This window comes from Pseudomonas sp. GW822-FHT04H02, from assembly GCF_058800645.1.
The window spans coordinates 1,131,980-1,157,962 of sequence record NZ_JBXAMM010000002.1 but is presented as its reverse complement, the minus strand read 5'-3'; the positions used below and the strand labels follow the sequence as shown (position 1 = coordinate 1,157,962).

General features: G+C 60.0%; 24 protein-coding genes. 4 read left to right on the top strand and 20 right to left on the bottom strand.

What is annotated here, in order from left to right:
* Positions 1–52 precede the first annotated feature (52 nt).
* Positions 53–517 carry a DUF3859 domain-containing protein gene (locus AC1RMG_RS12130; protein ID WP_015634675.1) on the bottom strand — a complete coding sequence of 155 codons (465 nt, stop codon included), beginning with the start codon at positions 515–517 and terminating at the stop codon, positions 53–55.
* A 72-nt stretch (positions 518–589) separates the two neighbouring features.
* Entirely contained in the window at positions 590–1,564 is a 975-nt protein-coding gene (locus AC1RMG_RS12125) for an amidohydrolase family protein (protein ID WP_492576018.1), read from the bottom strand.
* A 191-nt stretch (positions 1,565–1,755) separates the two neighbouring features.
* Between AC1RMG_RS12125 and AC1RMG_RS12120 the strand changes: the two genes are divergently transcribed.
* Together AC1RMG_RS12120 and AC1RMG_RS12115 are read left to right on the top strand one after the other, a co-directional pair.
* Positions 1,756–2,172, top strand: a complete 417-nt coding sequence (locus AC1RMG_RS12120) for an OsmC family protein (RefSeq protein WP_011060062.1) — start codon at positions 1,756–1,758, stop codon at positions 2,170–2,172.
* Between the two features lie 62 nt (positions 2,173–2,234).
* Positions 2,235–3,107, top strand: a complete 873-nt coding sequence (locus tag AC1RMG_RS12115) for a pirin family protein (RefSeq protein WP_262213464.1) — start codon at positions 2,235–2,237, stop codon at positions 3,105–3,107.
* Between the two features lie 103 nt (positions 3,108–3,210).
* Here the strand turns inward: AC1RMG_RS12115 and AC1RMG_RS12110 are convergent, their stop codons facing one another.
* The 4 genes from AC1RMG_RS12110 to AC1RMG_RS12095 all read right to left on the bottom strand — a co-directional run bounded on the left by AC1RMG_RS12110 (position 3,211) and on the right by AC1RMG_RS12095 (position 6,931).
* Entirely contained in the window at positions 3,211–3,939 is a 729-nt protein-coding gene (locus tag AC1RMG_RS12110) for a dienelactone hydrolase family protein (protein WP_311167760.1), read from the bottom strand.
* Positions 3,940–4,010: 71 nt separating this feature from the next.
* Positions 4,011–5,915 (bottom strand): molecular chaperone HtpG, encoded by a 1,905-nt coding sequence (gene htpG, locus AC1RMG_RS12105; protein WP_011060059.1) that lies wholly within the window; start codon positions 5,913–5,915, stop codon positions 4,011–4,013.
* A gap of 90 nt (positions 5,916–6,005) precedes the next feature.
* Positions 6,006–6,458, bottom strand: coding sequence for a PaaI family thioesterase (locus AC1RMG_RS12100; RefSeq protein WP_015634670.1), 453 nt, complete (start codon positions 6,456–6,458; stop codon positions 6,006–6,008).
* Positions 6,455–6,931, bottom strand: coding sequence for a PaaI family thioesterase (locus AC1RMG_RS12095; protein WP_015634669.1), 477 nt, complete (start codon positions 6,929–6,931; stop codon positions 6,455–6,457). The genes AC1RMG_RS12100 and AC1RMG_RS12095 overlap by 4 nt, the downstream gene beginning before the upstream one ends.
* 158 nt (positions 6,932–7,089) lie before the next feature.
* Between AC1RMG_RS12095 and AC1RMG_RS12090 the strand changes: the two genes are divergently transcribed.
* Complete coding sequence (locus AC1RMG_RS12090; RefSeq protein ID WP_011060058.1) at positions 7,090–7,341, top strand: hypothetical protein; 252 nt, start codon at positions 7,090–7,092, stop codon at positions 7,339–7,341.
* A gap of 117 nt (positions 7,342–7,458) precedes the next feature.
* Here the strand turns inward: AC1RMG_RS12090 and AC1RMG_RS12085 are convergent, their stop codons facing one another.
* The 12 genes from AC1RMG_RS12085 to sdhC form a co-directional block, all read right to left on the bottom strand.
* Positions 7,459–7,932: a hypothetical protein gene (locus AC1RMG_RS12085; protein WP_493169285.1), complete on the bottom strand. Its 474-nt coding sequence runs from the start codon at positions 7,930–7,932 to the stop codon at positions 7,459–7,461.
* A gap of 43 nt (positions 7,933–7,975) precedes the next feature.
* Positions 7,976–8,713: a DUF599 domain-containing protein gene (locus tag AC1RMG_RS12080; RefSeq protein WP_011060056.1), complete on the bottom strand. Its 738-nt coding sequence runs from the start codon at positions 8,711–8,713 to the stop codon at positions 7,976–7,978.
* Between the two features lie 176 nt (positions 8,714–8,889).
* A complete protein-coding gene (brnQ, locus tag AC1RMG_RS12075) occupies positions 8,890–10,203 on the bottom strand; it encodes a branched-chain amino acid transport system II carrier protein (protein ID WP_011060055.1) in 1,314 nt (437 codons plus the stop codon).
* 328 nt (positions 10,204–10,531) lie between these two features.
* Positions 10,532–11,413 (bottom strand): succinate--CoA ligase subunit alpha, encoded by an 882-nt coding sequence (gene sucD / locus AC1RMG_RS12070; protein ID WP_003223019.1) that lies wholly within the window; start codon positions 11,411–11,413, stop codon positions 10,532–10,534.
* Complete coding sequence (gene sucC, locus AC1RMG_RS12065; RefSeq protein WP_009047768.1) at positions 11,413–12,579, bottom strand: ADP-forming succinate--CoA ligase subunit beta; 1,167 nt, start codon at positions 12,577–12,579, stop codon at positions 11,413–11,415. Before sucC ends, sucD begins: the two co-directional genes overlap by 1 nt.
* 230 nt (positions 12,580–12,809) lie before the next feature.
* Complete coding sequence (lpdA, locus tag AC1RMG_RS12060) at positions 12,810–14,246, bottom strand: dihydrolipoyl dehydrogenase (protein WP_011060054.1); 1,437 nt, start codon at positions 14,244–14,246, stop codon at positions 12,810–12,812.
* A 100-nt stretch (positions 14,247–14,346) separates the two neighbouring features.
* Positions 14,347–15,570, bottom strand: coding sequence for a 2-oxoglutarate dehydrogenase complex dihydrolipoyllysine-residue succinyltransferase (gene odhB, locus AC1RMG_RS12055; RefSeq protein WP_025128636.1), 1,224 nt, complete (start codon positions 15,568–15,570; stop codon positions 14,347–14,349).
* Between the two features lie 42 nt (positions 15,571–15,612).
* Entirely contained in the window at positions 15,613–18,444 is a 2,832-nt protein-coding gene (locus AC1RMG_RS12050) for a 2-oxoglutarate dehydrogenase E1 component (protein WP_011060052.1), read from the bottom strand.
* A 263-nt stretch (positions 18,445–18,707) separates the two neighbouring features.
* Positions 18,708–19,412 carry a succinate dehydrogenase iron-sulfur subunit gene (locus AC1RMG_RS12045; RefSeq protein ID WP_011060051.1) on the bottom strand — a complete coding sequence of 235 codons (705 nt, stop codon included), beginning with the start codon at positions 19,410–19,412 and terminating at the stop codon, positions 18,708–18,710.
* A gap of 12 nt (positions 19,413–19,424) precedes the next feature.
* Positions 19,425–21,197 carry a succinate dehydrogenase flavoprotein subunit gene (sdhA, locus tag AC1RMG_RS12040; protein WP_011060050.1) on the bottom strand — a complete coding sequence of 591 codons (1,773 nt, stop codon included), beginning with the start codon at positions 21,195–21,197 and terminating at the stop codon, positions 19,425–19,427.
* Positions 21,198–21,200: 3 nt separating this feature from the next.
* Positions 21,201–21,569 (bottom strand): succinate dehydrogenase, hydrophobic membrane anchor protein, encoded by a 369-nt coding sequence (sdhD, locus tag AC1RMG_RS12035; protein ID WP_011060049.1) that lies wholly within the window; start codon positions 21,567–21,569, stop codon positions 21,201–21,203.
* Positions 21,563–21,949: a succinate dehydrogenase, cytochrome b556 subunit gene (sdhC, locus tag AC1RMG_RS12030; protein WP_015634665.1), complete on the bottom strand. Its 387-nt coding sequence runs from the start codon at positions 21,947–21,949 to the stop codon at positions 21,563–21,565. Before sdhC ends, sdhD begins: the two co-directional genes overlap by 7 nt.
* A gap of 350 nt (positions 21,950–22,299) precedes the next feature.
* On the opposite strand from sdhC, the gene gltA reads away from it, so the two are divergent.
* Positions 22,300–23,589, top strand: coding sequence for a citrate synthase (gene gltA, locus AC1RMG_RS12025; protein ID WP_011060047.1), 1,290 nt, complete (start codon positions 22,300–22,302; stop codon positions 23,587–23,589).
* 286 nt (positions 23,590–23,875) lie between these two features.
* Here the strand turns inward: gltA and AC1RMG_RS12020 are convergent, their stop codons facing one another.
* Both AC1RMG_RS12020 and AC1RMG_RS12015 read right to left on the bottom strand, forming a co-directional pair.
* A complete protein-coding gene (locus tag AC1RMG_RS12020; protein WP_011060046.1) occupies positions 23,876–25,534 on the bottom strand; it encodes a cation acetate symporter in 1,659 nt (552 codons plus the stop codon).
* Entirely contained in the window at positions 25,531–25,842 is a 312-nt protein-coding gene (locus tag AC1RMG_RS12015) for a DUF485 domain-containing protein (protein WP_493169283.1), read from the bottom strand. Before AC1RMG_RS12015 ends, AC1RMG_RS12020 begins: the two co-directional genes overlap by 4 nt.
* Between the last annotated feature and the right edge of the window lie 141 nt (positions 25,843–25,983).

Sequence of the window (25,983 nt, the reverse complement as noted above, 5' to 3'; positions counted from 1 at the left end):
AAAACGTGATATCAAAACGCCCTAGCACTCCAATACTTGGGCGTAAAACGATTCAGCGCACAGAAAATCGCTGTTCTGCCAACAATCGGTCGCCCTGGAAGACCATGAAACGCCACTCGCCCGGGACCACCTCATGGCTTTCGGTGAACTCATAGGCCATCACATCCTGGGGAGCGTTGGGCACCAGTTTCTGAGTGATTTCGAACTTGTCATGGCGTACCCCGTCCGGCGTACGGATGCCCGGCGTCAGGTAAAGAAGAGTCAGGGGCTGATCTTCGGCCACCTTGCCCAGCAACTGGTAACGCATGCCGAACTTGGTCCCCAGCCTGGCGGGCACCACGGAGGTCTGCTGGATCTTCTCGTTGCTGCGGCGCAGCACCCGCTCCCCCGATTGCAGCTCGGCCTTGGGACCTTCGAACACGCCGTATTCCACCGGCCCTTCGACACGGACTTCGGCGCTGGCCAGGCCACTGAAGATCATCAGCGCCGCCAGTGCGCTTAAACGAGTGAGGTGCATATCGCGCTCCTTGATTGAGATGGCGCGAGCTTATGAAGCAGGCATGACAGGCTGATGACAGTCTGGCGCCTGCTAGGGACGATGGTTGGCGGGAAGGATGGCGAGGAAATTGTCATGGGCCACCTTTCGTGCCACCTCCTGCGGCAAGGCGTCAAGAAAGCCATCGAACCCCCGCAGCTCGCTCCCCAGTTTGTTGAAGCGCCCGACAACGTCCGAACCCAGCATGAAGCGCTCCGGGAAGCGCTCCACCAGCTGCAGCCAGGCCGGGTCGGGGTTGCCCTGCTTATCCAGCAGATAGGGCGTGAGCAGGCTCCAGGACAGGTCGATGTAGAGGTTGGGGTAGCTCTCCAGCAGCCGCGTCAGGGTCGGCAGCAGGAACTCCAGCCGGGTCTGGTGACGATGGATCTCGGCACTGGTGCCGGCATGGGCCCAGATAAAACGCGTATGGGGGTGATTGCGCAGCGGCTCTTCGATTTCCGCCAGGTACAGCGGATTGCGCTCGCGCTTGGAGGTGATGTTGGAGTGCAGCATGACCGGCAGGTCGTTCTCGGCCGCCAGGTGATAGACCTTGGTCATCGCCTCGTTATTGGCCCGCGGCGTGTCGCCGGCGGTCAGCGCGGTGAGATCGTCGTGCCGGGTGAAGACCTCGCCGATGCCCTGCCACAGCCCCGGGTCGAGATCGAGCATGCGCTGGATATGCGCCGCGGAGTTCTTGTCGTTGGGGTTGAACCCCGAAAGGAACGGATGAAAGCGCCGGCGCTGCTCGGCCGGCAGCTTTTTCACCGCGGCGGCCACCAGCACGTCGGTGGCGCTGTACCAGTAGGCCGCGGCATCGTCCCCGGCGTAGTAGCGCGGGCGCTTGGGCTCATCCTCGTGCCATTTCTTGGCCACCGGAATCCCGGCAATCATCACCTGCTCGATGCGGTTGTCATCCATGGCCTTGAGCAAGGCTTCCATGCCCGCGGTTTCCTGGAAGAAGTCCACGTAATGCAGGTGCGCGTCGCTGTACACATATTCACGCGCCTGGGCCACCGCCAGCGGCAGCATCAGCAGCGCCCACAAACAGCTTGCTTGAACAGGGTTCCAGTGCACCGGGCCGCCTCCCATGGATCGAAGCAGGATAGACCGCGACGCCGAGCCGCAGGTTCAGAAAAAGGGGAACGCCCGCGCTTCGATATGCTCTATAACTTCAGCACCCTTACAGCCTGATCCTTATTCATCACTGCCTGAGGTTTGCCATGACCATCACCGTCAATACCGAGTCCAGCGAAGGTTTCCGCCACAGCATCCAGGTCGACGACCACCAGTTGTTCACCGACCTGCCCAAGTCCGCCGGTGGCGAAGGCACCGCCCCCGAGCCCCATGACTACTTCGATGCCGCCCTGGGCGCCTGCAAGGCCCTGACCCTCAAGCTCTACGCGCAGAAGAAGAACATCCCGCTGACCGGGGTCACCGTGGAGATCAAGCACGACAACAGCGAAGAGCAGAAGGGCAAGTACGCCCTGCATGTGAAGCTGACCCTCAAGGGCGTGCTCACCGACGCCCAGCGTGATGAGCTGCACCGGGTGGCCGACCGTTGCCCGATCCACAAGCTGATGACCACCAGCGAAGTCAGCATCGAGACCCACCTCTCCGAAGGCGCCTTCAGCCAGTAGCGGCAAGGCGGGCACAAGCGGGTTATGCTCCCGGGCATAACCCGATCAGCCTGGAATCCGCCATGAACTCCCCCCTCGTGATCCGTCCCCGTGCCGAGGACGTTGAAGGCCAACCCATCCTGCGCCCCCTGCCTTCGGCCCAGTGCCGCAGTGTCGGGCCTTTCGTGTTCTTCGACCACATGCTGGAAACCCGCTACCCGCCGGGCAAGGGCATGAATATCCGCCAGCATCCGCATATCGGCCTCTCCACCCTGACCTACCTGTTCGCCGGGCAGATCCAGCACAAGGACAGCCTGGGCTCCGACCAGATCGTGGGCGCCGGGGACGTCAGCTGGATGACCGCCGGCAGCGCCATCGCCCATGTCGAGCGCACGCCAGCACTCTTGCAGGCCCAGGGGTCTGCCATGCACGGCCTGCAGGTCTGGCTGGCCTCGCCCAAAGAACAGGAGCAGGGCCCGGGGCACTACAGCCATCACCCGGCCAGCAGCCTGCCGGTGAGCGACAACCTGGGGGTGAGCATTCGGATGATTGCCGGCAGCGGTTTCTGCCTGGAGTCGCCGGTGCCGGTGCTCTCCCCCACCCTGTATGCCGAGCTGCGGCTGCAGACCGCCACCAGCCTGCTGATTCCCACCGAGCATCAACAGCGTGCGCTGTATGTACTGGAGGGCGAGGCACAACTGGACGGCGAGCCATTACCCGTGCACTCGCTGGTGGTATTGCCAGAGGGGGAGAACGCCACGCTGTTCGCCGAGAGCGATTGCCACGCGGTGCTGATCGGCGGCGCCGCCCTGGACGGCCCGCGGCGGATCAACTGGAACTTCGTCGCCAGCGATCCACTGTTGATCGATGAAGCTCGCAGACGCTGGGCCGCCGGGGACTGGCCGCAGGTGCCGGGAGAAAGCGAGCGCATCGAATTGCCACCCGCCCGCCACTGATCGGTAGGGGCCGGTTTGCCGGCGAACAGGCCCGTGAGTCTGGCGTTGCTCTCACTGACGCCTTCGCTGGCAAGCCAGCTCCTACGGGATCAGGGGCGGTGGGTCAGCCGCTAAAGACTTCGTCCAGCAGGTAATGCATGGTGGCGAAGGACCGGGCCGAGGTCTTGGCGTCGTACATCATCTTGCCCGGCAGGTTGGCGTGGGTGTCGGTGAAGGAATGCACCGCGCCACCGTAGCTGACCAGTTGCCAGTCCACTCCCGCGGCGTCCATTTCCGCTTCGAAGGCCGGCAGTTGCTCCTTGGCCACGAACGGGTCCGCCGCGCCGTGCAGTACCAGTACCGAACCCTTGATGTTGTTGGCATCGGCAGGGTTGGGGGTGTCCAGGGTGCCGTGGAACGACACCGCCGCCTTCACCGGCGCGCCACTGCGGGCCAGTTCCAGGGCGCAGCAGCCGCCAAAGCAGAAGCCGAAGGTGGCCAGCCTGGAGGTGTCCACCGCGGCTTCGCCCTGGCTCTGCAAGGCCGCAAAGGCCGCCTGCATGCGCTTGCGCAACAACGCCCGGTCATCCTTGAGCGGCATCATCGCGGCACCGGCCTGGCTCGCATCGCCGGGGCGCAGCGACTGGCCATACAGATCGGCGATCAGCACCACATAACCCTTGGCCGCCACCGCCTCGGCGATCTTCTCCGCGCCGGCGCTGACACCCATCCAGTTCGGCGCCATCAGCAACCCCGGACGCGCAGCTTTATGGGCGGCATCGAAGGCCAGGCGGCCTTCATAGGGCTGGCCATCGATCTGATAGACCACGGAACGCACTGTGATTTGACTCATGACTCATCTTCTCCAGTAGGGGGACACCAGAATGAAAAAACCCGCCGAAGCGGGTTTTTCTTGCAACGTGGTTAAACCGACAGCTCCACCAGCAGCTTGTTCAGCCGGCGCACATAGGCCGCCGGATCCTTCAAGCTGTCACCGGCCGCCAGGGCCGCCTGATCGAAGAGAATGTGCGACAGGTCGCCAAAGCGCTCTTCGCTCTGCTCGCCGTCGAGTTTCTCGATCAGCGGGTGAGTCGGGTTGAACTCGAAGATCGGCTTGGAATCCGGAACCTTCTGCCCGCTGGCTTCAAGGATCTGACGCATTTGCAGCCCCAGGTCCTGCTCGCCAATGGCCAGGATCGCCGGCGAGTCGGTCAGGCGGTGGGAAACCCGCACTTCGCTGACACTCTCGCCCAGGGCGGTCTTGATCCGCTCAACCAGGCCTTCCTTGGTCTTGGCGACTTCCTCGGCAGCCTTCTTGTCCTCTTCGGAGTCGAGGTTGCCCAGGTCCAGGTCGCCGCGCGCCACGTCGACAAAGCTCTTGCCGTCGAACTCGTTGAGGTAGCTCATCAGCCACTCGTCGATACGGTCGGTGAGCAGCAGCACTTCGATGCCTTTCTTGCGGAAGACTTCCAGGTGCGGGCTGTTCTTCACCTGGGCGTAGGATTCGCCGGTGAGGAAGTAGATCTTGTCCTGGCCTTCCTTGGCGCGAGCCAGGTAGTCGGCCAAGGAGACATTCTGCTCGCCGTCGTCGCCCTGGGTGGAGGCGAAGCGCAGCAGGCCGGCGATCTTCTCCTTGTTGGCGAAGTCCTCGGCCGGGCCTTCCTTCATCACCTGGCCGAAGTTCTTCCAGAAGCCCTTGTATTGCTCGGGTTCGTTCTTCGCCAGTTTCTCCAGCATGTCGAGGACACGCTTGGTCAGCGCCGACTTCATCGAGTCGATGATCGGGTCTTTCTGCAGGATTTCCCGCGAGACGTTCAGCGACAGGTCGTTGGAATCCACCACACCCTTGATGAAGCGCAGGTACAGCGGCAGGAACGACTCGGCCTGATCCATGACGAACACGCGCTGCACGTAGAGCTTGAGGCCCTTGGGCGCTTCACGCTGGTACAGGTCGAACGGCGCGCGAGCCGGTACGTAGAGCAGCGAGCTGTACTCCAGCTTGCCTTCGACCTTGTTGTGGCTCCAGCTCAGCGGGTTCTCGAAGTCATGGGCGATGTGCTTGTAGAACTCCTGGTATTCCTCGTCCTTGATCTCGGTACGCGGGCGGGTCCACAGGGCACTGGCGCGGTTGACGGTTTCCCACTCCAGCGCAGGTTTCTCTTCGCCTTCAGCGGCAGCGGCTTCTTTGGGCAGCTCGATCGGCAGCGCGATGTGGTCGGAATACTTCTTGATGATGTTGCGCAGGCGCCAGCCATCGGCGAACTCGTCTTCACCGGACTTCAGGTGCAGAACGATGCGGGTACCGCGCTCGGCCTTGTCGATGGTCGCAACTTCGAACTCGCCTTCGCCCTTGGACGACCAGTGCACGCCTTCGCTGGCGGGCAGACCGGCACGGCGGCTGAACACTTCAACCTGGTCGGCCACGATAAAGGCGGAGTAGAAACCCACGCCGAACTGACCGATCAGGTGCGAGTCCTTCTTCTGGTCGCCGGTGAGGTTCTTCATGAAATCGGCAGTGCCGGACTTGGCGATGGTCCCCAGGTGGGTGATCACATCTTCTCGGCTCATGCCGATACCGTTGTCTTCGAGGGTGACGGTTTTCGCGTCCTTGTCGAAGCTCACACGGATTTTCAGTTCGGCGCCACCTTCCAGCAACTCGGGCTTGGACAGGGCTTCGAAGCGCAATTTGTCGACGGCGTCAGAGGCGTTCGAGATCAATTCGCGAAGGAAGATTTCCTTGTTGGAATACAGCGAATGGATCATGAGGTGCAGCAGTTGCTTCACCTCGGTCTGGAAGCCCAGGGTTTCCTTTTGAGTTTCCACACTCATGGTCATCAAACTCCAATCAGATGGCATTGGCCGCGTTCCGGGAGCGGAGGGCGGCGGGATGACATGAAAGTGGGGGTCGCTCGCTGGATTTCAAGGGCCGGTGCTCTCTTCGATCTTGAAATGTGCGCGAGCGGTGGCAATCGACTCCTCGGCAGTGCTCTGCCAGGCGGTGATGGCGACATTGGCCACCCTCCTGCCCTGCCGGCATACCTGGCAGCGGGCAAAGGTGTCGCGAAACTGCCCGGCGCGCAGGTAGTCGAGGGAAAAGTCGATGATTTTCGGCACCCCGGGCGAGCCGGTGAGAATCAGCAAATGCAAGGCGGCCGCCAGTTCCATGAAACCGGCGATCACTCCACCGTGCAGGGCTGGAAGCAGAGGGTTGCCGATATTGTCCTTGTTGGCCGGCAGGCGAAACAGCAGTTCATCTCCCAGTTGCGTGCACTCGATGCCAATCAGCTTCGCGTAGGGGATCTGCTCCAGCAACGCGGTGTAATCGCCCTGCTGGCGAGCCTGCTCCAGGAGTGCTCGAAGGTCCGTGCTCATGCCCGCTCCCCCTTGATCGAGCTGGCCAGCCCGCGGCTGCCCTTGAGCCCCCGGCCCATGCGCATGAAAGTGCCGACGACATGAGCCACGGGACGCTCGGGATCATCCTGATAGGCAAAGCCGCGGGTAAAGATCACATCGGTGGTGACCCGGTAACACTGGGCAAAGCCGTGCACGTCATGATGAGGGACCGCCGGATGCATATAGTCTATGCGCAGGTCCAGGGTCGGACACACTTCGAACTCCGGCAGCACGCAAAGCGTGGCCATGCCACAGGCGCTGTCCATCAGCGTGGTCAGGGCACCGCCATGAATGATCCCGGTTTGCGGGTCACCGACAATCTGCGGACTGTAGGGCAAGGTCAGGGTCAGGCCCTCTTCAGAGGCGCTATGTACCCGGATGCCCAGCACCTGGCAGTGGCGCAAGGCGGAAAGAAAGCGCGCCGCACGCTCAGAAATAGGGTTTTGCGCCATGGGATTTATCTCTTTTTATTTTCGGGAATGTGCGTTGAATGAAGCAGGCAAAAGTTCCATGAAATGACTACTTAATATATCTGTGAGTCTCAAGGAACTTAAATCACAAGGCCATGATCGAAAGGCCAGTAGATATCTTCACTAAGGAGAAACACCCCATGCGTAAGACTTTAGCTATTGCCCTGATGCTGACCGCTTCCCTCGGTCTGGCTGCCTGCGACAAAAAATCCGAGGACAAAGCTCAAGATGCCAATCAACATGCTGAGCAAGCCCAACAGAAAATGAACGAAGCTCAGGATAAAGTGAACGACGCGGCAAAAGAAAACGCCGAAGCAGCCAAAGATCAGGCTGAATCCAACAAGGCTGCTGCTGAAGAAAGCGCCAAGGAAGCAGCTCCTAAAACCAACTAAGTCGGTTTTAGCGCAACAAAGAACAAAGCCCGCCAAGTGCGGGCTTTTTCTTGCTCGTAAAACAGTCGCTCAATACAACAGTGCTTAGTTGCCGGGCAAGCAACTAAGCGTTGAAGATCAGCCGCCTGCCCCCAGGAACAATTCGTCCTGGTGGGGCTCTGCCTGCAACGGCTGCATTGGCACCGACTCATTGCCCGGGGACTCCAGTGCATAGTGCAAGGGGCTGGAAATGGGCAGCAACCTGATGGGAAAGTCGTAGTGGGCGGTAACAGGCGCCAGCCATTGGCGGGTCTGGTAATCCGCTGCCGCGATACTCATGAAACAAGGGTGCGGGATGTCCTGCGGCGAACGCCCGGCCAGCAACATGACCCATTCCCAGTCAGTTGCCGCTTCGACCTTGAAGCTCCCGTCATCGGCCGTCAGGAACTGTGCGCCACACAAGGCGCCCTTGGCCCCGGCGATCGGCATGCCGCTCAATGCATCTACCACCCTGCCCCGGGCTTCGCCATTCAGATACAGGGTTTGCACCCTGCAGCCCGACAACAGGAAGAACCCCAGGCACAGGTACTTCAGGGCACGCGAACTGCTCATTGGCCAACTCCTTTCAACCGTTCAATCGATCAGCCATCAACGCTCAGGCTGCATCTTTGGGGCTATCGACCACAGGTTGTTCTGTCGGTGTATAGACCATGACTTCAAGTACATCGGAGTGGAACTCCCGCCGATACAGGACAAACACCACACCCGCGCTCATCAGCATGAATAACCAGGGGCTGACGAACCAGGCCAGCATGGTCATGCCGAAGTAATAGGAACGCAATCCGAAGTTGAACTGGTTGGCCGCCATGGAAATTACCCGAGCCGCTCGCGATGCAAAAGCCTTGCGCTCCTGCTCGGAAACATGACGCTCGCCGATCATTGGCGCCGACCCCACCAGCACTGCGGCGAAGTTGTACTGGCGCATGCACCAGCTGAAGGTAAAGAAGGCATAGACGAACACCAGCGCCAGGCACAGCAGCTTGATTTCCGACATGCCCTGGGACGCCTGCTGGACCATGGGAATGTCCGCCAACAGCGACACTGCACGCTCCGATGCGCCCAGCACGGTGAGAATGCCCGCCAGGATGATCAGGGTACTGGAGGCGAAGAACGAGGCATTGCGCTCCAGGTTGCCGATCACGCTGGCATCGGCGATGCGGTTGTCCCGCAGCAGCATGCGGCGCATCCAGTCCTCGCGATACAGGTGCAGGACGCTGGCCAGGCACGCGGTGTCCCTTCCCTTCCAACTGGCGTAGCGGGTATAGCCACCCCAGCAGACGACGAACCACAGGGCGGCCAGTAGGTGGATCAGGTTGGCTTGAACGAACGACATGCAAATTCCTGTAAGGCGTTGGCAGAAGACAAAAGCAAAGGGCACTGCTTCGACGCCCCGCAGGGGAAAAAGACACCGCTGTACGCCCATAAAAAATGCCCCGCATCCATCGATGCGGGGCATTTTTTAGGGGGCTCGGGGGCCGCTTGTGGCGACCCCGGGCCATCAACTTCAGGTCAGGCCAGGGCTTCGCTGCGCTTGCCCAGCAGGCGATCGCAGATCACTGCCACCACCAGCACGATCACCGACGGCACCAGCCACGCCAGGCCCTGCTCGCTCAGCGGCAAGTGCGACAGCTGGGTTGGCATCCAGCCGGCCAGGCCCGCGCCCTTGAGGGCATCGATCAGGCCGAACACGAAGGACACCAGCATCACCGGGCCGACGATACGGCGCTGGTCCTGCCAGAAGTCCTTGCAGAAGCTCAGGGCCACCAGGGCGATGCACGGCGGGTAAATCGCGGTCAGCACCGGGATCGAGAACGCGATCAGCTTGGTCAGGCCCAGGTTCGATACCAGCAGCGAGAACGCCGCGAGGATCACCACCAGCGTCTTGTAGGACAGCGGCAGGACACGGCTGAAGTACTCGGCGCAGGCACAGGTCAGGCCCACGGCGGTCACCAGGCAGGCCAGGGAGATCAGCACCGCGAGGAAACCGCTGCCCAGGGAACCGAAGGTGTGCTGCACATAGGCGTGCAATACCGCGGCGCCGTTGCTGGCACCGGCGGCCACTTCATGGCTGCCCGAGCCCAGGCGGAACAGGCTGACGTAGACCAGCGCCAGGCCGACCCCGGCGATCAGGCCGGCGATCACGGCATAACGGGTAATGAGCCGAGGCGACTCGACCCCGCGGGAACGGATGGCATTGACGATGACGATGCCGAACACCAGCGCGCCCAGGGTATCCATGGTCAGGTAACCATTGATGAAGCCCTGGGAGAACGGTGCTGCAACGTACTCGGGAGTGGCGGTGCCGATGTCGCCGGCGGGCAAGGCAAAGGCCGCAATGCCCAGCACAGCCAGGGCGATGATCTTCAGCGGCGCCAGGAAGCGTCCGACGGTGTCCAGCAGCCGGCCCGGATACAGGGAGATGAAGAACACCAGCAGGAAGTACACCGAACTGTAGAGGAACAGGGCCAGCGGGCTTTCGCCGGTCAACGGCGCCAGGCCCACTTCAAAGGACACGGTAGCGGTACGTGGCGTGGCGAACAGCGGGCCTACCGCCAGGTAGCAGACCGCTGCCAGCAGGCCACCGGCCAGCTTGCCGATAGGCGTGCTCAGCGCGTCCATGGCGCCGCCGACCTTGGCCAGGGCAACCACGGTGATCACCGGCAGACCGACCGCGGTGATCAGGAAGCCCAGCGCCGCCATCCAGACATGGGGTCCGGACTGCAGGCCGACGATAGGCGGGAAAATGATGTTGCCGGCCCCGACGAACAGGGCAAAAGTCATAAAGCCGAGTGCCAGGATGTCCTGGCCTTTCAACACTTTCATTAAGGAAATACCACACTACTGAATCGGAATTTAGAGAGGGATTTCCCTTATGGGTGAGGGAAATGCTGTCAATCCGTATAAGACTGACCCGTTTAGCGCGCAGCGACCTTGTGGGCAGCAGACGCAAAAAGAGGCGGCTAGATTACAGAATCGGTAAGACAAGCGCACTGTTCCAGGGCGAACTATCCGATATGCGACAGAATGATGTCGCATTTTTGAAATTATATTTCCCCCAGGCTCTGTGCAGGACGCAGGTCTCCTACGGCAGAAAGCACAAAGGCCACCCGAAGGTGGCCTTTGTGGTTGAAGCGTCAGCTAAGCGCGAGGCTTACTTGACAGCCCAACCGGTCAGCTCGGCCAGGGCCTTGCCGATGTCTGCCAGCGAACGCACGGTTTTCACGCCTGCGTCTTGCAGAGCAGCGAATTTCTCGTCTGCAGTGCCTTTGCCGCCAGAGATGATTGCGCCAGCATGGCCCATGCGCTTGCCCGGAGGAGCAGTCACACCAGCGATGTAGGAAACAACCGGCTTGGTCACGTGAGCCTTGATGTAGGCAGCCGCTTCTTCTTCAGCCGAACCGCCGATCTCACCGATCATCACGATCGCTTCGGTCTTCGGGTCTTCCTGGAACAGCTTCAGGATGTCGATGAAGTTCGAACCCGGGATCGGGTCACCACCGATGCCGACACAGGTGGACTGACCGAAACCGGCGTCAGTAGTCTGCTTAACAGCTTCGTAGGTCAGGGTGCCGGAACGGGAAACGATACCGACCTTGCCTGGCAAGTGAATGTGACCTGGCATGATGCCGATCTTGCATTCGCCTGGGGTGATCACGCCTGGGCAGTTAGGGCCGATCAGGGTCACACCCAGCTCGTCGCACTTAACCTTGGCGTCCAGCATGTCCAGGGTAGGAATGCCTTCGGTGATGCAGACGATCAGCTTGATGCCGCCGAAGGCCGCTTCCAGGATCGAGTCCTTGCAGAAAGGAGCTGGAACGTAGATCACGCTGGCGGTAGCGCCAGTGGCAGCTACAGCGTCTTTCACGGTGTTGAACACTGGCAGGCCCAGGTGCTCGGTGCCGCCTTTGCCAGGAGTTACGCCGCCAACCATCTTGGTGCCGTACTCGATGGCTTGCTGGGTGTGGAAACTACCTTGCGAACCGGTAATGCCCTGGCAGATAACTTTGGTGTCTTTATTGATCAGGACGCTCATTATTTGCCCTCCGCAGCTTTGACAACTTGTTGAGCAGCGTCGGTCAGGCTGGTAGCAGCGATGATGTTCAAGCCGCTTTCTGCCAGTACTTTAGCGCCCAGTTCAGCGTTGTTGCCTTCAAGGCGAACAACAACCGGGATTTTCACGCCGACTTCTTTCACGGCGCCGATGATGCCTTCGGCAATCATGTCGCAGCGAACGATGCCGCCGAAGATGTTGACCAGTACTGCAGCGACGTTGGTGTCGGACAGGATGATCTTGAAGGCTTCGGTCACGCGCTCTTTGGTAGCACCACCACCTACGTCGAGGAAGTTGGCTGGCTTGCCGCCGTGCAGGTTGACGATGTCCATGGTACCCATGGCCAGGCCGGCACCGTTGACCATGCAGCCGATGTTGCCTTCCAGGGCTACGTAGTTCAGTTCGAACTTGGCAGCGTGGGCTTCGCGCGGATCGTCCTGGGACGGATCGTGGAAGGTTTTCAGCTTAGGCTGACGGTACATGGCGTTGGCGTCGATGTTGATCTTCGCGTCCAGGCAGTGCAGATCGCCGTCGGCCTTGATCACCAGCGGGTTCACTTCCAGCAGGGCCAGATCGTGATCCTGGAACAGTTTGGCCAGACCTACGAAGATCTTGGCGAACTGGGCAACTTGCTTGCCTTCCAGACCCAGTTGGAAAGCCAGCTCGCGACCCTGGAATGGCTGAGCGCCAACCAGTGGATCGATAGTGGCCTTGAGAATTTTTTCTGGAGTGTCGTGAGCGATTTTCTCGATGTCCACGCCACCTTCGGTGGAAGCCATGAACACGATGCGACGGCTCGAACGGTCAACGACAGCGCCCAGGTACAGCTCTTTAGCGATATCAGTGCACGATTCAACCAGGATCTTGGTGACAGGCTGGCCATTGGCGTCAGTCTGATAGGTCACCAGACGCTTGCCCAACCACTGCTGAGCGAATGCCTTAGCGTCTTCTTTGCTGCGAACCAGCTTAACGCCGCCCGCTTTACCGCGACCACCGGCGTGAACCTGGGCTTTGACAACCCACTCGGAGCCGCCGATTTTGTCGCAAGCTTCTGCTGCTTCTTCCGGGGTGTCTACCGCGTAGCCTTTGGATACTGGCAGGCCGTATTCAGCGAACAGCTGCTTACCCTGATACTCGTGAAGATTCATGCTTTTTACCGTCTTCGTTAGGTACTGCGCATTCGGCGCTGCGCTCAAGATTGAGTGCCGCACCACCTGTGACCGCTACTCTCAAAACCAGCGCCACACCTGAACCCGGAGCCTGGGCCCCGGTCCAGTGTGTGGCGCTACCCTGAGAGGTCGAGTCCAGCGGATATTCCGCGGTGAGTCTTGCGCACAAGGCTCACGACGGGCCAACCGCCGTGGTTTCTTATTATTGCTTAGCGTTTCTTGCGGTTGGCAATGTGGATGGCAGTGCCATTCACAGCCAGAGCTGCTTCGTGCAGGGCTTCGGACAGGGTCGGATGGGAGAAAACCATCATGCCCAGGTCTTCGGCGCTGGTGCCGAATTCCATGCCGATCGCACCTTGCTGAACCAGTTCCGCAGCGCTTGGGCCAATCACGTGGACGCCCAATACGCGGTCAGTCTTGGCATCGGCGATGACTTTGACGAAACCACCGGTGTCGTTGGCTGCCATGGCACGGCCGCTGGCGGCAAACGGAAAGGTGCCGACGTTAACTTCAACGCCTTCAGCTTTCAAGGCCTGCTCGGTTTTACCGACCCATGCAATTTCCGGGTGAGTATAGATAACCGAAGGGATCAGGTCATAGTTCATCTGGGCTTTGTGGCCCTTGATGCGCTCGGCAACCATGATGCCCTCTTCCGAGGCCTTGTGAGCCAGCATCATGCCGCGCACCACGTCACCGATGGCGTAGACGCCCGGTACGGTGGTAGCGCAATGATCGTCAACGTGCACGAAACCGCGCTCGTCGAGGGTCACGCCGCAATCGGCGGCCAGCAGGTCGGTGGTCACCGGGCGGCGACCAACGGCAACGATCAGCTTGTCGAAAGTGATGGTCTGCTCGCCATTGGCATCGGTGTAGGTGACCACGACTTCTTCGCCGTTGACCTTGGAGCCGGTCACGCGAGCGCCCAGCTTGATGTCCAGGCCTTGCTTGGTCAGGGTTTTCAGCGCTTCCTTGGAAACAGCGGTGTCGGCTGCCATCAGGAAGGTGTCCAGGGCTTCCAGGACAGTCACTTGCGCCCCCAGGCGCGACCATACCGAACCCAGTTCCAGGCCAATGACGCCAGCGCCGATCACGCCCAGGCGTTTTGGTACGGATTGGAATTCCAGAGCGCCGGTGGAATCGACGATCACATTCTGGTCGACCGGAGCCGGTGGAATGTCGATCGGACGCGAGCCTGGAGCCAGGATCACGTTTTCGGCTTCGATCACTTCAACCGAACCGTCAGGCTTGGTGACTTCGACTTTCTTGCCGGCCAGCAGTTTGCCGTGGCCCTGGATCGAAGTGACGCCATTGGCTTTGAACAGGGTGGCAACACCGCTGGTCAGGCCTTTGACGATGTTGGCCTTGCGACCCACCATGGCTGGTACGTCCATGGTCACGCCAGCGTGGTTGATACCGTGGATGGCAAAACCGTCCTGGGCTTCGTGGAATTTCCAGGAGCTGTCCAGCAGCGCCTTGGAAGGAATGCAACCGACGTTCAGGCAAGTACCACCGAGGGCCAGCTTGCCCTCTTTATCGGTGTACTTCTCGATGCAAGCGGTGGTGAAACCGAGTTGTGCGGCCTTGATTGCGGCGACATAACCGCCTGGGCCCGCGCCAATCACTACCACGTCGAATTTCTGAGTCATAAAAGGTTCCTTTTAACGGCAAGCTAGAAGCTGCAGCCGCAAGCTTGAAGCCTCTTGCCCTGGGGCGCGAAGCTTCCCGCTTGCAGCATGCAGCTGCTTTTTAGATGTCCAGGAGCAGACGAGCCGGGTCTTCCAGCAGGTTCTTGATGGTCACCAGGAACGTCACGGCTTCTTTACCGTCGATCAGGCGGTGATCGTAGGACAGCGCCAGGTACATCATCGGACGGATGACCACTTGACCGTTGATCGCCATAGGACGCTGCAGAATGTTGTGCATGCCCAGGATCGCGGCTTGTGGCGGGTTGACGATCGGGGTCGACATCATCGAACCGAAAGTACCACCGTTGGTGATGGTGAAAGTACCACCGGTCATCTCTTCCATCGACAGCTTGCCGTCACGGGCCTTCTTGCCGAAGGTGGCGATGCCGCCTTCGATTTCGGCCAGGCTCATCAGTTCGGCGTTACGCAGAACCGGAACCACCAGGCCACGGTCGCTGGAGACCGCAACACCGATGTCGGCATAGCCGTGGTAGACGATGTCGGAACCGTCGATCGAGGCGTTGACAGCCGGGAAGCGCTTCAGGGCTTCGGTGGCGGCCTTGACGAAGAACGACATGAAGCCCAGGCGTACGCCATTGTGGGACTTCTCGAACAGGTCCTTGTACTTCGAACGCAGGGCCATGACTTCAGTCATGTCGACTTCGTTGAAGGTGGTCAGCATCGCCATGTTCGACTGGGCTTCAACCAGACGCTCGGCAACCTTGGCACGCAGGCGGGTCATAGGCACGCGCTTCTCGACGCGATCACCGGCAGCGAAGACCGGAGCAGCAGCGGCAGGAGCCGGAGCCTTGGCAGGCGCGGCAGCCGGAGCGGCTTTCTTCGCGGCAACAGCAGCGACCACGTCTTCCTTGGTCACACGGCCGCCTTTGCCGGTACCGGCAACGGAAGCGATGTTGATACCGTTTTCTTCAGCCAGCTTGCGCGCGGCAGGAGCAGCGATTGGATCGTCTTCGCCATCGGCAGCAGCCGGGGCAGCAGCGGCAGCGGCCGGAGCGGCGGCGGCAGCAGGAGCAGCGGCAGCAGCGCCGCCTTCAACGATGGAGCCCAGGACTTCGTCGGACAGAACGGTGTCGCCTTCGTTCTTGACGATAGCGCCCAGCACGCCGTCAGCGGTGGCCAGAACTTCCAGCACGACCTTGTCGGTCTCGATGTCAACGATCAGCTCGTCACGCTTGACGGCGTCGCCCGGTTGCTTGTGCCAGGTGGCAACGGTGCCATCGGCAACCGATTCCGGGAAAGTGGGGGCTTTGATCTCGATAGCCATTATCTGTGGTTCCTTAAATTCGGTTTCAGGTGCGCGAAGGCGTTAAACAGTAAAGGCATCTTGCAGCAGTTTTTCCTGCTGCTCAGCGTGCATCGATGCATAACCACAAGCTGGAGCAGCAGAAGCGTCACGGCCCGCGTACTCGAGTACGAGCGACTTGTTGTGACCGCTGATGATGCGACGCATGTGATGCTGGCTGCAGTACCAGGCACCCTGGTTCATCGGCTCTTCCTGACACCAAACGATGTGTTTGACGTTTTTGTACGGAGCCAGGACTTCGATCAGGTCGTCCTCAGGGAATGGGTACAGCTGCTCGATACGCACGATGGCGATGTCGTCACGACCTTCGGCACGGCGTTTTTCCAACAGGTCGTAGTAGACCTTGCCGCTACACAGAATGATGCGACCCACGTCTTTTGGATCCTGGGCATCGATTTCCGGGATAACGGTCTGGAACGAACCTTCCGCCAGATCTTCCAGGGTCGAGATGGCCAGTTTATGACGCAGCAGGGATTTCGGTGTCAGCACGACCAGCGGCTTGCGCAGCGGACGAATCACCTGGCGACGCAGCAAGTGGTAGATCTGAGCCGGCGTGGTCGGTACGCATACCTGGATGTTGTGCTCGGCGCACAGCTGCAGGTAACGCTCCAGACGAGCCGAGGAGTGCTCGGGACCCTGACCTTCATAACCGTGTGGCAGCAGCATGGTCAGACCGCAGAGACGGCCCCACTTGTGCTCGCCGCTGGTGATGAACTGGTCGATCACTACTTGTGCACCGTTGGCGAAGTCGCCGAACTGGGCTTCCCAGATCACCAGCGCGTTAGGCGTGGTGGTGGAGTAGCCGTATTCGAACGCCAGTACGGCTTCTTCGGACAGGAACGAATCGTACAGGTCGAAACGTGGCTGGCCTTCGTACAGGTGCTGCAACGGGATGTAGGTGCCGGCGTCCTTCTGGTTGTGCAACACCGCATGGCGGTGCGAGAAGGTGCCGCGGCCGATGTCCTGGCCGGTCATGCGAATCGGGTGACCTTCGAACGCCAGGGTCGCGTACGCCATGGTTTCAGCGTAACCCCAGTTGATCGGCAGGCCGCCGGCTTGCATCTTCTGACGGTCTTCGTAGATCTTCGCGACCTGACGCTGAACCACGAAGCCTTCCGGCAGCTCCAGCAGCTTGGCGGACAGTTCCTGAAGAGTCTTGAGGTCGAAGGTGGTGTCGTGACGCGCGGTCCAGGTATGGCCCAGGTACGGACGCCAGTCCACGAACAGCTCTTTGTTCGGCTCCTTGACCAGGCTCTTGACCACGTGCAGACCGTTGTCCAGCGCGTTGCGGTATTCGTCGACTTTCGCCTGAACACGCTCTGCGTCGAGCACACCGCCCTGGGTCAGGCGATCGGCATACAGTTCACGGGTGGTGCGCTGCTTGGCGATCTGCTGATACATCAGTGGCTGGGTGCCGCTTGGCTCGTCGGCCTCGTTGTGGCCGCGACGACGGTAGCAGACCAGGTCGATCACCACGTCGCGCTTGTACTGCATGCGGTAGTCGATGGCCAGCTGGGTCACGAACAACACGGCTTCCGGATCATCACCATTCACATGGAGGATCGGTGCCTGGATCATCTTCGCAACGTCGGTGGCGTACTCGGTGGAGCGCGAGTCCAGCGGGTTGCTGATGGTGAAACCGACCTGGTTGTTGATCACGATGTGCACAGTGCCGCCGGTACGGAAACCGCGGGTCTGGGACATCTGGAAGGTTTCCATCACCACGCCCTGGCCGGCGAACGCCGCGTCACCGTGGATCGAGATCGGCAGAACCTTGTCGCCAGTCTGGTCGTTGCGACGGTCCTGACGAGCGCGCACCGAACCTTCGACCACTGGAGAAACGATTTCCAGGTGGGACGGGTTGAACGCCATCGCCAGGTGAACTTCGCCACCGGTGGTCATGACGTTGGACGAGAAGCCCTGGTGGTATTTAACGTCACCGGAACCCAGCTCGACCTTCTTCTTGCCTTCGAACTCGTCGAACAGCTCGCGCGGGTTCTTGCCGAAGGTGTTGACCAGCACGTTCAGACGGCCACGGTGGGCCATGCCGATAACCACTTCCTTGGTGCCGTAGGAACCGGAACGCTGGATCAGCTCGTCGAGCATCGGAATCAGGCTCTCGCCGCCTTCCAGACCGAAACGCTTGGTGCCCGGGTATTTGGTACCCAGGTATTTTTCCAGGCCTTCAGCCGCAGTGACGCGCTCGAGCAGGTGGCTCTTGATGTCGGCGGAATAGGTCGGACGGCCGCGTACGCTTTCCAGACGCTGCTGGAACCACTGACGCTGCTCGGAATCGGTGATGTGCGTGAATTCAGCGCCAATGGTGCGGCAATATGTCTGCTGCAACGCTTCGTGAATTTCGCGTAGGCTCGCTTCCTCTTTGCCGATGAACAGGTCGCCGGCACGGAAGGTCGTATCAAGATCGGCATTGGTCAAGCCGTAATGATTGATCGACAGGTCTGCAGGTGCAGGACGCTGCCACAGCCCCAGCGGGTCCAGCTGGGCTGCCTGGTGGCCACGCATCCGATAGGCCTGGATCAATCGCAGCACTTCAACTTGCTTCTTCTCGTGCTCACTGCTCACGCTACCGGCGGATACCGGTTGGGCGCGGCGCTGGTTCTTTGCCAGCAAGACGAAATGATCGCGGATTGTCGAGTGCGAAACATCGATGGCAGTGCTGCCGTCGGTAGGCAACTTCTGAAAGTAAGTGCGCCACTCTTCTGGCACAGCGTTAGGGTCGTGCAGGTAGAGCTCGTAGAGCTCTTCCACATAGGCAGCGTTACTACCGGATAGGTAGGCGCTGTTCCACATGCGCTGCATCACGCTTTCTTGCATGCTTGGTCACCCTCGGTTAGGGGAACACCACCGGCGACGACACCGAGCAAGCTTGCAGAAGTCCGAATGCAGCGACCAAAACAAGCCACTTAGGATCACGCTGATAGTCCGGGTACCAGCCCGGATGCCCCTGCTTGTCTCATTTCTTCAAAATATAGAGCAGCCACTTTGTGAGCTGCTGCTCAGGTTAGAGCCATGACGCGGGTTGAAGCCCGCGCCGTGGCTTTTACGGGTACAGCGGTCCTACGGGTACAACAGCTGAATCACACGCCACTCTGCAGCAGCATGTTACGAATGTGACCGATGGCCTTAGTCGGGTTCAGGCCCTTCGGACAAACGTTGACGCAGTTCATGATGCCCCGGCAGCGGAATACGCTGAACGGGTCGTCCAGGGAAGCCAGACGCTCGGACGTCTTGGTGTCACGGCTGTCTGCCAGGAAGCGGTAGGCTTGCAGCAGGGCAGCTGGACCCAGGAACTTGTCCGGGTTCCACCAGAAGGACGGGCAAGAGGTCGAGCAGCAAGCGCACAGGATGCACTCGTACAGACCGTCGAGCTTCTCGCGCTCTTCCGGGGACTGCAGACGTTCGATGGCCGGAGCCGGCGTATCGTTCTGCAGGAATGGCTTCACCTTCTCGTATTGCTTGTAGAAGATGCTCATATCGACGACCAGGTCACGGATAACCGGCAGACCTGGCAGCGGGCGAACAACCAGCTTGTTCTTCTTGACCACGGCAGACAGCGGCGTGATGCACGCCAGACCGTTCTTGCCGTTGATGTTCATGCCATCGGAACCGCAAACGCCTTCACGGCAGGAACGACGGTAGGAAAAACCTTCGTCCTGCTCTTTGATCAAGGCCAGCACGTCCAGCACCATCAAGTCCTTGCCACCGGTGTCTACCTGGAAAACCTGGGTTTTCGGAGCCGAGTCGGTGTCAGGGTTGTAACGATAAACTTCAACTTGCAACATATCGATCACCCTTTAGTAAGTCCGGACTTTTGGTTCGAAAGTCGGAACAGTCTTCGGCGAGAAGTTGACCGCACGCTTGGCAACGCGCTTCTCACCCGGGAAGTACAGGGTGTGGCACAGCCAGTTTTCGTCGTCACGGTCTTCGAAGTCTTCACGGGCGTGAGCGCCGCGGGACTCTTTGCGCACTTCGGCAGCGATGGCAGTGGCTTCGGCCACTTCCAGCAGGTTCTGCAGCTCAAGTGCTTCGATACGCGCAGTGTTGAAAGCTTGAGACTTGTCGTTGATCTTGACGTTGGCGATACGCTCGCGCAGGTCAGCCAGCTGGGCGATACCCTTCTGCATGTATTCGCCGGTACGGAATACACCGAAGTAGTTCTGCATGCAGTTCTGCAGCTCGCGACGCAGGGTTGCAACGTCTTCACCGGTGGTGCGCTCGTTGAGCTTGGCCAGGCGGTTCAGGGCAACGTCGACGTCGGTGTCGCTGGCGTCGCGGTATTCGATACCGTCGGTCAGCGCTTTTTCCAGGTGCAGACCGGCTGCACGGCCGAACACCACCAGGTCCAGCAGCGAGTTGCCGCCCAGACGGTTGGCGCCGTGTACCGATACGCAAGCCACTTCACCCACTGCGAACAGGCCAGGGATGATGGTGTCTTCGCCAGCGGCGTTCTGTGTGATGGCCTGGCCATGAATGTTGGTGGCAACGCCGCCCATCATGTAGTGGCAGGTTGGAACGACCGGAACCGGAGCAACCACCGGGTCAACGTGCGCAAACGTCTTGGACAGCTCGCAGATACCTGGCAGGCGGCTGTGCAGCACTTCCTCGCCCAGGTGGTCGAGCTTGAGCATCACGTGGTCGCCGTTCGGGCCACAGCCGTTGCCGGCGATGATTTCCTTGACCATGGAGCGCGCAACAACGTCGCGGCCAGCCAGGTCTTTGGCGTTAGGAGCATAACGCTCCATGAAACGCTCGCCATGCTTGTTGATCAGGTAACCACCCTCACCACGGCAACCTTCGGTTACCAGTACACCGGCGCCGGCAATGCCGGTCGGGTGGAACTGCCACATTTCGATGTCTTGCACCGGAACGCCAGCACGCAGCGCCATACCAACGCCGTCACCGGTGTTGATCAGGGCGTTGGTGGTGGAGGCGTAGATACGACCTGCACCGCCGGTGGCCAGAACGGTGGCCTTGGAGCGGATGTAGGTGGTTTCGCCGGTTTCGATGCAGATAGCGATCACGCCGACAAAGGCGCCGTCCTGGTTCTTCACCAGATCGACCGCGTACCACTCGTTGAGGAAGGTGGTGCCGGCTTTCAGGTTGCCCTGATAAAGGGTGTGCAGCAGTGCGTGACCGGTACGGTCGGACGCTGCGCAGGTACGAGCAGCCTGGCCGCCCTTGCCGTAGTCCTTGGACTGACCGCCGAAGGGACGCTGGTAGATACGACCGGTTTCGGTACGGGAGAACGGCAGACCCATGTGGTCCAGTTCGAAGACCGCAGCCGGGCCTTCCTGACACATGTATTCGATAGCGTCCTGGTCACCGATGTAGTCGGAACCCTTGACGGTATCGTACATGTGCCAGCGCCAGTCATCGTTCGGGTCCGCCGAGGCGATCGCGCAAGTGATGCCGCCCTGGGCAGACACAGTGTGCGAACGGGTCGGGAACACCTTGGTGATCACCGCAGTCTTGTGGCCGCCCTGGGCCAGCTGCAGTGCGGCACGCATGCCGGCGCCGCCGCCGCCAATGATGATGGCGTCGAATGAAATGGTTGGAATGTTAGCCATGAATCAGATACCCCAGAGAATCTGCACACCCCAGACGAAGTAAGCGAACATCGCGACGCCGCATACTGCCTGGAAAAGGAAACGTACTGCTGTGGCCGACTTGCCCAGCGCCATCGGCGTCAGGTAGTCAGTCGAGATGGTCCACATGCCGACCCAGGCGTGAGCGCCCAGGGCCACCATGGCCAGCAGACTGAAGATACGCATCCAGTTGTTTGCGAACAGGCCATGCCACTGGGTGTAGTCAATGCCCGGATTCGCTACGAGGTATCCGATCAGGAAAATGAAATAAGCCGCGAGAACGACCGCAGACACACGCTGTGCCATCCAGTCATAAAGGCCCGAACGCGACAGGTTCGTAACGCTGGTTACCATATCCAAACTCCCGCCAGAACGATTACCACCACGGATACGGCGATAACGATTTTCGAGCCCAGCTTGCCGCCTTCCAGCGTCTCACCGATGCCCATGTCCATAATCAGATGGCGTACACCGGCCACCAAGTGATACAGCAAGGCGGACAGGAGGCCCCATGCAACGAATTTGGCCAGCGGACTGGTCAAGCACGCCTTCACCTCGGCATAGCCTTCCTCGGAGCCCAGGGATTTGCTCAATGCATAAAGCATGATGCCGATGCCCAGGAAGAGGATGATGCCGGAAACACGGTGGAGAAACGACGTAACGCCGGTGATGGGGAGTTTGATGGTCCTTAGGTCTAGGTTTACAGGTCGTTGGCTATTCACGGCTTTTTTCACACTGAAGAGCCCCTAACAATCAGGGCAAAGTTGTTGGGGAGTGCACTGGTCAGGCAACCACTACCCAGGGAGTGCGACCCCCAGCAAAGCGGGCCCAGAAGCCTACGGAGGTCGGTGGCCGAGTATAGACAGTTAGGCTACTAATGACAACGCAAAGACCTTCCCCTAATAGCTGATTGCGTTAGCGTTATAAAAGGCGTAAATGGCGCTGAATTTCGCGAAAAAATCCCTCCCAAAGCCTTCTGGGACAAGACTTTAGGCAAATTGACATTCGGATTTATCTCACTATAGTGGTGCGGGCCCTGCGTGGGGGGTCTGTCTGATGATTTCAAGCATAAATAGGAGGCCACATGGCTGACAAAAAAGCGCAGTTGATCATCGAGGGCGCAGCCCCCGTCGAGCTGCCCATTTTAACCGGCACCGTTGGTCCCGATGTAATCGATGTTCGGGGTCTGACGGCCACGGGCCGCTTCACTTTTGACCCGGGTTTCATGTCGACCGCCTCCTGCGAGTCGAAAATCACCTACATCGACGGCGACAACGGCATTCTGCTGCATCGCGGCTACCCGATCGAACAACTGGCCGAGAAATCGGACTACCTGGAAACCTGCTACCTGCTGCTCAACGGTGAATTGCCCACCGCCGAACAGAAGGCCCAGTTCGTCAGCACCGTGAAGAACCACACCATGGTTCACGAACAGCTCAAGAGCTTCTTCAACGGTTTCCGTCGCGACGCCCACCCGATGGCGGTGATGTGCGGCGTAGTCGGTGCCCTGTCGGCGTTCTACCACGACTCCCTGGACATCAATAACCCGCAGCACCGCGAAATCTCCGCCGTGCGCCTGGTGGCCAAGATGCCGACCCTGGCAGCGATGGTCTACAAGTACTCCATGGGCCAGCCGATGATGTACCCGCGCAACGACCTGTCGTACGCGGAAAACTTCCTGCACATGATGTTCAACACCCCGTGCGAGATCAAACCGATCAGCCCGGTACTGGCCAAGGCAATGGACCGGATCTTCATCCTCCATGCCGACCACGAACAGAACGCCTCGACGTCCACCGTGCGCTTGGCGGGCTCCTCGGGTGCCAACCCTTTCGCCTGTATCGCTGCCGGTATCGCTGCACTCTGGGGCCCGGCCCACGGCGGTGCCAACGAAGCGGTACTGACCATGCTCGACGAAATTGGCGATGTCTCGAACATCGACAAGTTCATCGCCAAGGCCAAGGACAAGAACGACCCGTTCAAGCTCATGGGCTTCGGTCACCGCGTGTACAAGAACCGCGACCCGCGCGCCACCGTGATGAAACAGACCTGCGACGAAGTACTCAAGGAACTGGGCATCAACAACGATCCGCAACTCGAACTGGCCATGCGCCTGGAAGAGATCGCCCTGACCGACCCATACTTCATCGAGCGCTCGCTGTACCCGAACGTCGACTTCTACTCGGGGATCATCCTCAAGGCGATCGGCATTCCAACCAGCATGTTCACCGTGATCTTCGCCCTGGCGCGGACCGTCGGCTGGATCTCGCACTGGAAGGAAATGCTCTCCAGCCCGTACAAGATCGGCCGTCCACGCCAGCTGTACACCGGCTACGAGTCGCGTGACATCACCAAACTGGAAGACCGCAAATAAGACCTGCCTTGCGCAAACGTCTTAGCTGCACCGGATACGGCCTCTAACAGAGGTCGTATTTGTTTCTGCCCTCCCCTCGCCCCCCCCCAACCCGCAGGATCCGGCCTGCCGGCGAAGAGCCCTGCTCCTCACATACGCTTGCGCTGGCAAGCCAGCGCCTATGCTCCTGCACCTGCAGTCGGGGGGCTCCGGGCAGGGCGAGCGGACAGAAAAATGCCCCGGTCTCTCGATCGGGGCATTTCGCCATTACGCAGCTTCTATATAGAAGCCGATACATTCATCTCGCTTAGTGCGACACCGCCCCACTGGCACCCAGGCCGGTCTGCGAACGCACGAACTGCGGGAAGAACAGCGCCCGCTCGTTGACCGCCGCGGTCGACTTGTCGGTGATGGAGAAGAACCAGATACCGATGAAGGCGATGATCATCGAGAACAGCGCCGGGTATTCGTACGGGAAGATCGCCTTCTCGTGATGCAGGATCTGCACCCAGATGGTCGGGCCGAGGATCATCAGCGCCACGGCACTCACCAGGCCCATCCAGCCGCCAATCATGGCGCCACGGGTGGTGAGCTTCTTCCAGTACATGGAAAGCAGCAGTACCGGGAAGTTGCAGCTGGCGGCAATGGAGAACGCCAGGCCGACCATGAACGCGATGTTCTGGCTTTCAAAGAGAATGCCCAGGCCGATGGCTAGTACGCCCAATGCCACGGTGGTGATCTTGGAAACGCGGATCTCGTCCTTCTCGTTGGCCTTGCCCTTCTTGATCACGCTGGCATACAGGTCATGGGACACCGCCGAGGCGCCAGCCAGGGTCAGGCCTGCAACGACCGCCAGGATGGTGGCGAAGGCCACGGCCGAAATGAAGCCGAGGAACACGCTGCCGCCCACTGCGTTGGCCAGGTGCACCGCCGCCATGTTGTTGCCGCCCAGCAAGGCGCCTGCGGCATCCTTGAAGTCCGGGTTGGTGCTTACCAGCAGGATCGCGCCGAAGCCGATGATGAAGGTCAGGATGTAGAAGTAGCCGATGAAGCCAGTGGCATAGAGCACGCTCTTGCGAGCTTCCTTGGCATCGCTGACGGTAAAGAAGCGCATCAGGATGTGGGGCAGGCCAGCGGTACCGAACATCAGCGCGAGGCCTAAGGAGAACGCCGAGATCGGGTCTTTCACCAGGCCGCCGGGGCTCATGATCGCTTCACCCTTGGGGTGAACCTTGATCGCTTCGGAGAACAGGGTGTTGAAGTCGAAGTTGACGTGCTTCATCACCATCAGTGCCATGAAGGACGCGCCGGAGAGCAACAGCACCGCCTTGATGATCTGCACCCAGGTCGTGGCCAGCATGCCGCCGAACAGCACGTACAGGCACATCAGGATGCCCACCAGGATCACCGCCACATGGTAGTCGAGGCCGAACAGCAGCTGGATCAGCTTGCCGGCACCCACCATCTGCGCGATCAGGTAGAACGCCACTACCACCAGCGAGCCACAGGCCGACAGGGTGCGGATCTGGGTCTGCCCGAGGCGGTAGGACGCCACGTCGGCAAAGGTGTACTTGCCCAGGTTGCGCAGGCGCTCGGCGATCAGGAACAGAATGATCGGCCAGCCCACCAGGAAGCCGATGGAGTAGATCAGGCCGTCATAGCCGGAAGTGAACACCAGGGCGGAAATCCCCAGGAAGGACGCCGCGGACATGTAGTCGCCAGCGATCGCCAGGCCGTTCTGGAAGCCGGTGATCTTGCCGCCCGCCGCGTAATAGTCGGCAGCCGACTTGTTGCGCTTGGAGGCCCAGTAGGTGATGCACAGGGTGGCACCGACGAAGACCACGAACATCACGATCGCCGATACGTTGAGTGGTTGCTTGTGGACTTCGCCCGTCAAGGCGTCTGCAGCCCAGAGGGCGGGAGCGAAGGCGGCAAGACCGAGTGCTGCGAATAGACGTCGGATCATTGCTGAGCCTCCTTCAGGATCGCATTGTTCAACTCGTCGAATTCGCCGTTGGCGCGTCGCACATAGATGGCCGTCAGGATGAAGGCCGAGAGAATCAAGCCGACACCGATGGGAATGCCCCAGGTGATGGATGAGGTAGGACTGAGTTTGGTGCCCAGGATCTGGGGACCATAGGCGATCAACAGGATGAAAGCCGAGTAAAGCCCAAGCATGATCGCCGAGAGAATCCAGGCGAACCGCTCTCGTTTGCTGACCAGCTCCTTGAAACGCGGGCTGTTTTGAATCGAGAGGTAAATGCTGTCGTTCATTGTTTTTATCCTCGCAGCACAGATTTTAGGTGGAACCTAATCCACTCTATGCGGCTATGGAGCAGGTTCCAGACGACCTTAGTATTAGAACGACATTAGCGTTGGCGCCGGTTTTTTCTTCAATAAATGACAAGGCCGCCC